This window comes from Kitasatospora sp. NPDC057512, from assembly GCF_042802135.1.
Taxonomy (GTDB): domain Bacteria; phylum Actinomycetota; class Actinomycetes; order Streptomycetales; family Streptomycetaceae; genus Kitasatospora.
In genome coordinates this window covers 1-8,234 of the sequence record NZ_JBHVET010000358.1, presented here as the reverse complement: position 1 = coordinate 8,234, position 8,234 = coordinate 1, and the positions used below count along the sequence as shown (strand labels likewise).

The following is an 8,234-nucleotide window of genomic DNA, read 5'->3' as shown; positions in this document are numbered from 1 at the left end:
GTTCAGCTCAGGCGACGTTGCCGCCGCCGCTGGCGCAGGCGCTGCCGGAGCAGGTGCTGCCGCAGTTGTCGTTCGTGTCGCGCAGCAGGTCGGCGAACACGTCGCCGCTCTCGACGATGGTCGGGTCGAGGTCGAAGTCCGAGCCGTCGAGCGCGGCGACGTCGGTCTTCTCGGTCTCCGGCGCGATGAGCGTCCGAGGCGCCATGCTGATCCCCTCCTTGGGTGGTCGGTTTCTCGGGTTACCCGGCCCGCTTCAGGGCCAGGAGATCGTGATGCGGGTGTGCCGCTTGTCGATGACGCGGCCCTCACCCAGCTGGCCGTCCGGCGTGGTCGCCGGGTAGACGGTGAACTGCGGGCCAGCGCCCGAGCGGTGGTCTCGGTCCCAGGTGCGGATCTGCTCGGCCAGCCGGGCGGCCAGCTTCGCGCCGTCCGGCCCGTAGCCGTGCGCGCCGAACTCGAACGTCGGGTCCTCGCTGACCTTGCGCAGCGCCAGGTAGGCCAGGCTCGACCCGTCGGTCGTCGCCGGGCAGGCCATGCGGTTCTGCGGCGCGACGAGCTTGGTGTCCGGGGTGGCGGACAACATGCAGAATCCGGGCAGCACGGTGGCCAGCCACAGGTGCAGGGAGTCGAACGGCTCCATCCGGCCGACCGCCACCCCGGTCCACTCCTCGGTGCGCTCGGTGTCCAGGGCGCCGGTGAGCGGGCCGGCGTCGACCGGCGGTTCCTCGTCGAAGCGCAGCCCGACCTCCTCGCCGTGCAGGAGCAGCAGCTGCTCCTCGTGTGCGCCGACGCCCTGCATCCGCACGAAGCCGCACACCTCGGCGGACAGACTCACCAGCCGGTCGCCTTCGCGGCGCAGGGTGATCGAGCGGGAGACGCCGCGCATCCGCAGCGGCACGGTGATGGTGCCGTGCTCGGTGAGTTGGTCGACCCAGGCCGGCGGGATGTCCCAGGCCCCGACGGTGACCAGGATCCGGTCGAAGGGGGCGCGGTCGGCGCAGCCCACCTCGCCGTCGCCGAGGACGACGTTCACCCGCTCGTAGCCGGCAGCGGTCAGGCCGCGGGTCGCGCGGTCGGTCACGTCCTGGTCGATGTCCAGGGTCGTGACCTCGCCGTCCGCCCCGACGATCTCGGCGATCATCGCGGCGTTGGTGCCGCTGGAGCCGATCTCCAGCACGTGGTGCCCGGGCTTGATGTCGGCCTGCTCCAGCATGAACGCCTGGATCCGCGGGGCGGAGACCGAGCTGATCGCGGTCCCGTGCTCGTTCCGCTTGGTGATCACGACGTCCTCGACGCCGTAGGCCTGCCGGACGGGCGCCTCCGGCACGAAGGCCTCGCGCGGCACCGTACGGAAGGCGCGCTCGACCGCGGCGGTCCGGATCTCGCCCATGGAGATCAGCTGCTCGACCATGGCCGTCCGCAGCTCCTCCGGGGTCTCCGTGCTGGTGGTGGCGGTCTCCACCGTGTCAGACATGCAGTGCTCGCTCTCAATGTGATGAACAGTTAACTGTGCTGCCAGTAAGCGCAGTTGAAACTGGAAGCCTACGGGCTCGGTGCGTCACTCCCGCCCGGCGGCCAGGCCGGCGACGGTCTGGCCTATCCGCGCCTCGACGCGGTCGAGCGCGGACTGGGTGGACTGGGTGGACTGGACCAGCCCGGTGTCCCTCTCGGCGATCCGCAGCCGCAACGCCTCCCGCAGATGAGACCGCGCGAGGACGAGATCGCCCTTCTCCAGCAGGTGCTTGCCGAAGTGCTGGAGCGCGTAGTGGAAGACCCCGTCGATCGGCACGATCCGGTCGCCGTCGGCGATCGAGGGAGCGAACAGGTCGCCGTGCCGGGCCGGGCGGTGCACCCGGACTCGCGGGTGCCGCAGCACGGGCTCGCGCGGGCGCAGCGTCGGGCCGACGTACAGATGAATCATCGGATCCCCCAGGGAGGACATCCCGGTTCAGGAAGCGGGCGGTGACTACCACTCCTGGTCGACGTCCTCCGCGAGCACCAGGTCCTCCAGGGCCTGCGGGTTCTCCTCCGGGCCGGTGCTCGCGGCGATGGCGATGGCGATGGCGGCGGACTTCGACAGCATGGTGCCTTCCTTCGAATCGCGTCCCTGCCGTCCGAGAGCGGACGCGCAGTGAACGGCGGTGGCACTACGGTCCCGTCTTCGACCCGCTGCGGTCACGGGCAGCGGTGACCGCCTTTTCCGGACCGGCGTCAGCTCGCTCACCTGGGCGGGAGCTTCGAGGCAGGCCCAGAAGAGGACAGTGCGTCATGTGGGAATCGCGGAGCGTGACCCATGTGGCGTAATCGGGTCGCTACGGTGAGGTAGTCAGGCCGCTCACCGCACCCGTCCGGGAGCCACCATGCCTCCACGCCCCAAGCCCGGATCCAAGACCCACCGGGACTCGCTCCGCACCGAACTCCTCGCCGTCGGCGCCCCGATCGCGACGATCGCCGCCGAGATGCGCACCCGCTTCGGCTGCCGTCCACGGGAGGCCTGGCGTCACGCCCACGGCTGGACTCTCCAGGAGGCGGCCGACCGACTCAACAACGCCGTCGGCGCCGCCGGGCCCGCGACGGACGCCTCCCTTCTCGGCAAATGGGAGAAGTGGCCGGCCGCGGCGGGCCGACGGGTCACCCTGCGGGTGCTCACCGTCCTCGCCGAGCTCTACGGCGCCTCCCTGGAAGACCTGCTGGATCTGGAAGACCGCCGCGCCCTGCCTGAGTCCGATCTGCGCGTGCTGCGACACCAGGCCGCCGGCGATCCGGCCACGGCCGTTGCGGCGCCCCTCCCCCCGGTGCCCGACGTGCCGCTCACCAGCGCCGAGCTCATCCACACCGCGGCCGACGAGTCGGCGCAGTGGACGCAGTGGGCCGAGGTCCCCAACTGCGGGCCGGTCAGCGTGGAACAGTACGCCGCCGACACCCGCGGCCTCGCCGCCGACTACCTCATGGCCCAGGACCCGCTGAAGGTCTACGGGCAGACTCACAGATCACTCGTCCGCATCTGGGACCTGCTGTACGGGCACCAGAACCTGGAGCACCGCCAGAAACTCTTCGCGACCGCCGGCTACCTCGCCGCGATGATGGCCTGGATGACCAGCGACCTCGGACACAAAAGGCAGGCCGCGACCCACATCCGCGCCGCCATGGTGGCCGCCGAGATGGCCGCCGATCCGGCCCTCCAGGCATGGGTCGCCGCCACCCGCAGCAAGCTCGCGTACTGGGACGGGCAGTATCGCGCGGCCATCCGGCACGCCGAACACGGTGCCGCCCTCCAGGCGCCCGGAACCGTCACCGTGCTGCTCCACTGCCAGGCCGCGGACGCGTGGGCGGAAGTCGGTGCGCACGCCGAGGCGAAGACCGCCTTCGGCCGAGCCGAGGACGCCGCCGGGCTCGATCTCGCCAACGCCTTCCACGACCAGGTCGGCGGGCTGTTCGCCTGCACGGACGGTCGGCTGGCCAACTACGGGGCGGGCATCTGCCTGCGCGGTGACAACCCGACCCGGGCGCTGGCCCACGCCGACCACGGGCTCGCCGCTCTCCAGCGCCAGGACGTCCGGCCCCTGGGCACCATCGCCCAGCTCCACATCACCCGCGCCGGAGCCCACTTGCTCGCCGACGAACCCGAAGGCGTCCTCGACGCACTCGCCCCCGTCCTCGCACTGCCCGCCGAACACCGCACCGCCCCCGTCCGCCGGCGCCTGCGCGACCTCGCCCGGGACGCCGCCGGATCGCCCATGGGCAACAGTGCCGCCGGACGCCGCCTGCAAGCCGTCGTGGAAACCGCCGTCCGCGAAGCCAAACTCGCCCTCTGCCTCACCGGCCCGGACAGTGATTGGATCAGCAACCATGACTGACACCCCTGCGCACATGGCCGATCACTGGTGGTGGCGTCCCGGCTGGGAACCGGGTACCCGCTGGTACACCTGGCACCTGACGTTCGACGGCGCCGACGACGTCCACCGCCTGGCCGCCGACTACCGCCACGCCCTGGCCGGCGTCCCCGGCCTCGACCTGGTCCCCGACCGCTGGCTTCACCTCACCATGCAGGGCCTCGGCTCCACCACCGAGGTCAGCGAGGCCGACGCGCGCGCCATCGCCGACGCCGCCGCCCACCACCTCGCGAAGATCCCCGCGTTCGACCTCGCCCTGGGCCCGGCGATCGTCACTCCTGAGGCCCTGCTCCTCACCATCAACCCGGCCGAGCCCGTGCGCGCCGTCCGCACCGCCATCCGCGCGGCCATCGCCGACGTCTGGCCCGACGTCCCCGAGCCCGCCGACAACTTCCGGCCCCACGTCTCGGTGGCCTACTCCAACGCCGCCGGCCCGGCCCGACCGGCCGCCGACGCCCTCACGGGCGTCACCACCTACCCGGCCACCGCCCGCGTCACCGCGGCCGAGCTCATCGTCCTCGGCCGCGACCGGCGGCTGTACGAGTGGGAGACCGCCGCCCGCGTCGCGCTCGGCTGAACAGCGCCACGTCCAGGCTCAGGCCGGCCAGGAGCGCCGGAGCCCGCTGCCCCACTCTCCTTGCCGCCCGATCCCACACCGGCCCGGGCCTTCGGGCCTGACCGCCGACCCGGCTGCTGAGCCAGCGGCGCTCGGCCCAGCGAGACAGGACATTCACCCCCCTTCCCTCAACTACCCGACAACAGCTCGCTCAGCGTTGATTTCGCGATGCCCAGCTCCACCCGTGCAGCCGCCTGCGAACCGTGGCGCCCTACGAGGAACTGGGCCGCGATGCCGCGCTGCGCCCGTACGTCCTGACGGTCGAGCGCAGCAGCTCGGTGACCGTGGCGGCCGCCCGGACGCCGGTCGGCGCGTGGACGGCGCGGGCAGGGCCAGCGCGGCTCTGTGGAACCCGCGCAGTTCCGGTGGACAGCTGTACACCGGTGACACTGCTGCCCGATCAGTCTTTCGGAGTCACGATAGCCAGGGCGACCCTACGGCCCGCAGAACAAGACCCACCAGCTGAATCACGGCTGAAAGCCCACTGAGCGCCGGTTTTCGTTCCTACCGGTCTCGACCCGTTACCCCAGGAAGGGGTTGGGGCTGGCGGCGAGGCCGTCGGCGGTGAGGGTGTCGGTGAGGTGGCTGAGCTGGGGGTGGGTGGAGGCGACGGCGCGCAGGAGGTCGCGCACGCTGGGCGCGGGGTCGAGTCGGCGGCCGCGGCCGCTGGTGAGCAGTGGGCCGGCCTCGGGGCTGCTGTGGGGGGCGGCGGTGCGGCGGTGGGGCAGGTAGTCCTCGACGGCGAGGGCGACGGGCGCCGGGAGCTCCTGGAACTCGGTGCCGCCGCCCTTGAGGGTGACGAGGGCGGTGGTGCGGTGCTGCTCGCGCACGATGCCCTCGACGTCGAGCGCGACGGCCTGGTGGGCGCGCAGGCCGCGGCCGAGGACGAGGTAGCCGAGCGCGCGGGCGCGGTGGGGCATCAGGCCGCTGTAGCGGTCCAGGGCGGAGACGTAGAGGGTGGACTCGGCGCGGGTGAGGGCGGGGCGGCCGGGGAGGTCGGCGACGGAGGGGCGCAGGGTCTTGGGGGCGGGGTTGACGATGCCGGGGTCGAAGCGCTGGGCGTGCTGGTAGAAGCCGCGTACCGCGCTGACGAGGAAGGCGCGGGTACGGGCGTTGTCCGCGCCCGCGGTCCAGTTCTTGACGTCGCGGCCGCCGGCGGTCCAGACCCGGTCCCCGATGTACGCGATCCAGCGCATGACCTCGCGCGGGTAGTTCAGCCGGGCGCTGTCGCCGAGCGGGGTGGTCGTCAGCCAGTCGGCGAGCACCTGCTCGGGGTCGGGGCGGAGGACTGGGAGCTCTTCCTCGGAGGTGGGCTCGCCGGCTGGGATGTGCATGGGGCCCAGGGTGTCACAGGCCGGTCGGGGAGGTGTCGAGCCGGGTGTTCTCCCGCTCGCCGTACGCCTCCAGCACCGAGGCGTCCTCGATGTCCAGGTGTTCGGCCGGGTATGTTGCGACTTCGTCGGCACGTCGGTCGGGTCGTCCAGGAAGAACCGCTCCAGCTCCGCGCGCGGGTCGGCGCTCCTCGGAACGCCGTGTACCCCGCGGCCTGCTCATCCGTCAGAACTCGACCTGCATCCCGAACCGCGAGGCGGTTGAGCAACGCGACCGCCGAAGGTTCAACCACCATGAAAGCGTAGTCAACGGGTTCTGGAGAGTGGGGAGAGGGTTTAGCGCCAGTGTCGCTCCGATGTTCCTCGCCCCCGAGACAAGGCAGTCGGCGCGGCGGCGGACCCGTCGCCGCCAGCGGTCGTTCCAATTGAGGGCGGCCACGTCCTTGTCTTCCACTGACCCCTTCCCGGACTCCGCCAGGAGGAATCCCCCGGGCTCCTGATAGAACGACTCTCCATGGAGACGGCACCGTCCAGATTCCCTCAGAAGTGACTTTCTATAACAGCCTTACCATCACCAACTACCCTGGCCAGCCTTCCGAACCGCCGTTTCCACGCGTACGTGAGGGGCGCGCGCGGCGACGGCTGAGTGCATGGCTAAGGCCTAGGGCTGTTATAGAAAGTCACTCTGGAGTGGTGCGGCGGCCCTGTGCCCGCTGGAAAGCCGAACCGAAGGCGTTGGGCACGCGATGGTGGTCGGCCCCTTCGGTTTCCGACTGTCAGCAACGCAGGTGCACTACTCAAGGACAGGGCCGCCCGGTCGAAACCGCTCCACTCCGACAATGTGCCGCACCTTGACCGGGCGCACGATCACCGCGACCCGCTGCTCACCCGGCATGGTCCACCCGAAGCGCTCCAGGGCGAACTCGTCGATGCCCAGAACGCGCGGCACCGCGTGCGCCGGATCCGGCAGGGCACGTATCAGCCGCAGGAGCGTGGAGCGGCTAACCGGGACCGCGAAGGTCTCGGCCAGCCAGGGCCAGGGCGAGCTGCTGCAGTGCGGTCTGCAAACCCTGGCTCCGCCGTCCGTGACGGACGGTCAGCCCAGCCGCCTGCTCGACGAACGTGGCCCGGGGGCACGCTAGTGCCGCATCAGGCAACGTTCGCCCCGTCGAAGTGCCGCCCGGCTGCCGCGCCGGGCGGCACCGAGCAAGCGGTCTCACCGAAACCCTTGCCTGCAAACTCCGAAACCGCAGCCACCAGGTGAAGGTGGAGCACCTCCACCTGCCACGCGTGCTGAAGACCAGCGATCGGTGACCGGCTCTAGCTCTCAGCCTCGAACCAGGACCCGATGTTGTTCCACATGAAGGGGGCCTTCCACTCGGGCTCTCCCTTCATCCAGCCGAGCACGGCCGCGATGACCTTGTCACGTGAGACCGTCCGGGTCTGGTAGTGCTCGGCAGGGACGCCTTCCCGATACTCCAGCTGGAACGTGTTGTCCTCACACATCCGGACCTGGACATACCAGTCTCCCGACCCCTCATCCACGCGTTCGAGGATCAGAGCGCCGCCGCGCTGCAGATCGGCTACTGCCGCGCTCACGGTCGGCTTCGACGGTCGCTTGGCCAGCAAGCCCGCCCGATTCTTCATCACCAGCATGCCGGGATCCTGCCTCAACCGGCTGACATCCGTAGTCCGGGAAGGACAGTCAGAATGATCACGTGGCTGAACGCATGCAGGTCCGTGAGATCGATGACGACGAGGGTAGACGGTTGCTGCGGATCGTCCGCCGGGGCACCGGGTCGGTGGTGACCTGGCGGCGCGCCCAGATGGTGCTGCTCTCCGCCCAGGGTATGCCGGTTGCGAAGATCGCGGAGGTGTCGTTCACCAGCGCGGACCGGGTCCGGGATGTGATCCACAACTTCAACGCGGACGGCTTCGACTCGCTCTACCCGAAGTACCGGGGCGGACGGCCGAGGACGTTCACGCTGCCCGAGCGCCGGGAGATCAAGAAGATCGTCAAGTCCAAGCCTGCCGAGCACGGCCTGCCGTTCTCGACCTGGAGCCTGGCCAAGCTGGCCGACTTCCTGGTCGCCGAGGGGGTGGTCGACGACATCAGCCACGAGGGCCTGCGGGGCCTGCCCCGCGAGGAGGGCGTCCAGCGACGACGAGCACTGGCAGCGCGCCGAGACCCGCAACTTCGCCTCGCTGGTCACCGCGGCCGGCCGGGCCCACGCCGCCCGCAAGTCCATCGCCCAACCGCCGCCCCCACTGGCTGACCGACCCGACTCACCAGGGCCTGCCTTCCCACCGGGAAGGCGGGCCCTTTTGCATGCCCAAGGAACGAACGTGCCGAGGCGTCCGGGGCAAACAGAACCGCCCGGCCGCCCAGTAACC

General features: G+C 70.9%; 9 protein-coding genes and 2 pseudogenes. 4 read left to right on the top strand and 7 right to left on the bottom strand.

Annotation, left to right across the window (positions count from 1 at the left end; translation table 11 throughout):
• Nucleotides 1-7: 7 nt before the first annotated feature.
• From ACFU6K_RS22640 to ACFU6K_RS22630, 3 genes are all read right to left on the bottom strand, one after another.
• Nucleotides 8-205, bottom strand: coding sequence for an FxLD family lanthipeptide (locus ACFU6K_RS22640; RefSeq protein WP_375875845.1), 198 nt, complete (start codon nt 203-205; stop codon nt 8-10).
• Between the two features lie 48 nt (nt 206-253).
• Nucleotides 254-1,474: a methyltransferase, FxLD system gene (gene fxlM, locus ACFU6K_RS22635; protein ID WP_380665722.1), complete on the bottom strand. Its 1,221-nt coding sequence runs from the start codon at nt 1,472-1,474 to the stop codon at nt 254-256.
• A gap of 84 nt (nt 1,475-1,558) precedes the next feature.
• Entirely contained in the window at nt 1,559-1,921 is a 363-nt protein-coding gene (locus tag ACFU6K_RS22630; protein ID WP_380665720.1) for a hypothetical protein, read from the bottom strand.
• Between the two features lie 439 nt (nt 1,922-2,360).
• Here ACFU6K_RS22630 and ACFU6K_RS22625 point away from each other — a divergent pair, with 439 nt between their 5' ends.
• Nucleotides 2,361-3,857 (top strand): helix-turn-helix domain-containing protein, encoded by a 1,497-nt coding sequence (locus ACFU6K_RS22625; protein ID WP_380665718.1) that lies wholly within the window; start codon nt 2,361-2,363, stop codon nt 3,855-3,857.
• Nucleotides 3,850-4,470: a 2'-5' RNA ligase family protein gene (locus ACFU6K_RS22620; RefSeq protein ID WP_380665716.1), complete on the top strand. Its 621-nt coding sequence runs from the start codon at nt 3,850-3,852 to the stop codon at nt 4,468-4,470. The genes ACFU6K_RS22625 and ACFU6K_RS22620 overlap by 8 nt, the downstream gene beginning before the upstream one ends.
• 560 nt (nt 4,471-5,030) lie before the next feature.
• Here the strand turns inward: ACFU6K_RS22620 and ACFU6K_RS22615 are convergent.
• From ACFU6K_RS22615 to ACFU6K_RS22605, 3 genes and pseudogenes are all read right to left on the bottom strand, one after another.
• Entirely contained in the window at nt 5,031-5,843 is an 813-nt protein-coding gene (locus ACFU6K_RS22615; RefSeq protein ID WP_380665714.1) for a hypothetical protein, read from the bottom strand.
• 34 nt (nt 5,844-5,877) lie between these two features.
• A pseudogene (locus ACFU6K_RS22610) lies at nt 5,878-6,070 on the bottom strand (hypothetical protein); the annotation flags it as partial.
• Between the two features lie 563 nt (nt 6,071-6,633).
• Entirely contained in the window at nt 6,634-6,789 is a 156-nt protein-coding gene (locus ACFU6K_RS22605) for a hypothetical protein (protein ID WP_380665712.1), read from the bottom strand.
• Nucleotides 6,790-6,962: 173 nt separating this feature from the next.
• Between ACFU6K_RS22605 and ACFU6K_RS22600 the strand changes: the two genes are divergently transcribed.
• Nucleotides 6,963-7,154: a hypothetical protein gene (locus ACFU6K_RS22600; protein WP_380665711.1), complete on the top strand. Its 192-nt coding sequence runs from the start codon at nt 6,963-6,965 to the stop codon at nt 7,152-7,154.
• 6 nt (nt 7,155-7,160) lie between these two features.
• Here the strand turns inward: ACFU6K_RS22600 and ACFU6K_RS22595 are convergent, their stop codons facing one another.
• Complete coding sequence (locus ACFU6K_RS22595) at nt 7,161-7,496, bottom strand: hypothetical protein (RefSeq protein WP_380665709.1); 336 nt, start codon at nt 7,494-7,496, stop codon at nt 7,161-7,163.
• Between the two features lie 62 nt (nt 7,497-7,558).
• On the opposite strand from ACFU6K_RS22595, the pseudogene ACFU6K_RS22590 reads away from it, so the two are divergent.
• Nucleotides 7,559-8,032, top strand: a pseudogene (locus ACFU6K_RS22590) (transposase); the annotation flags it as partial.
• Nucleotides 8,033-8,234: the final 202 nt, after the last annotated feature.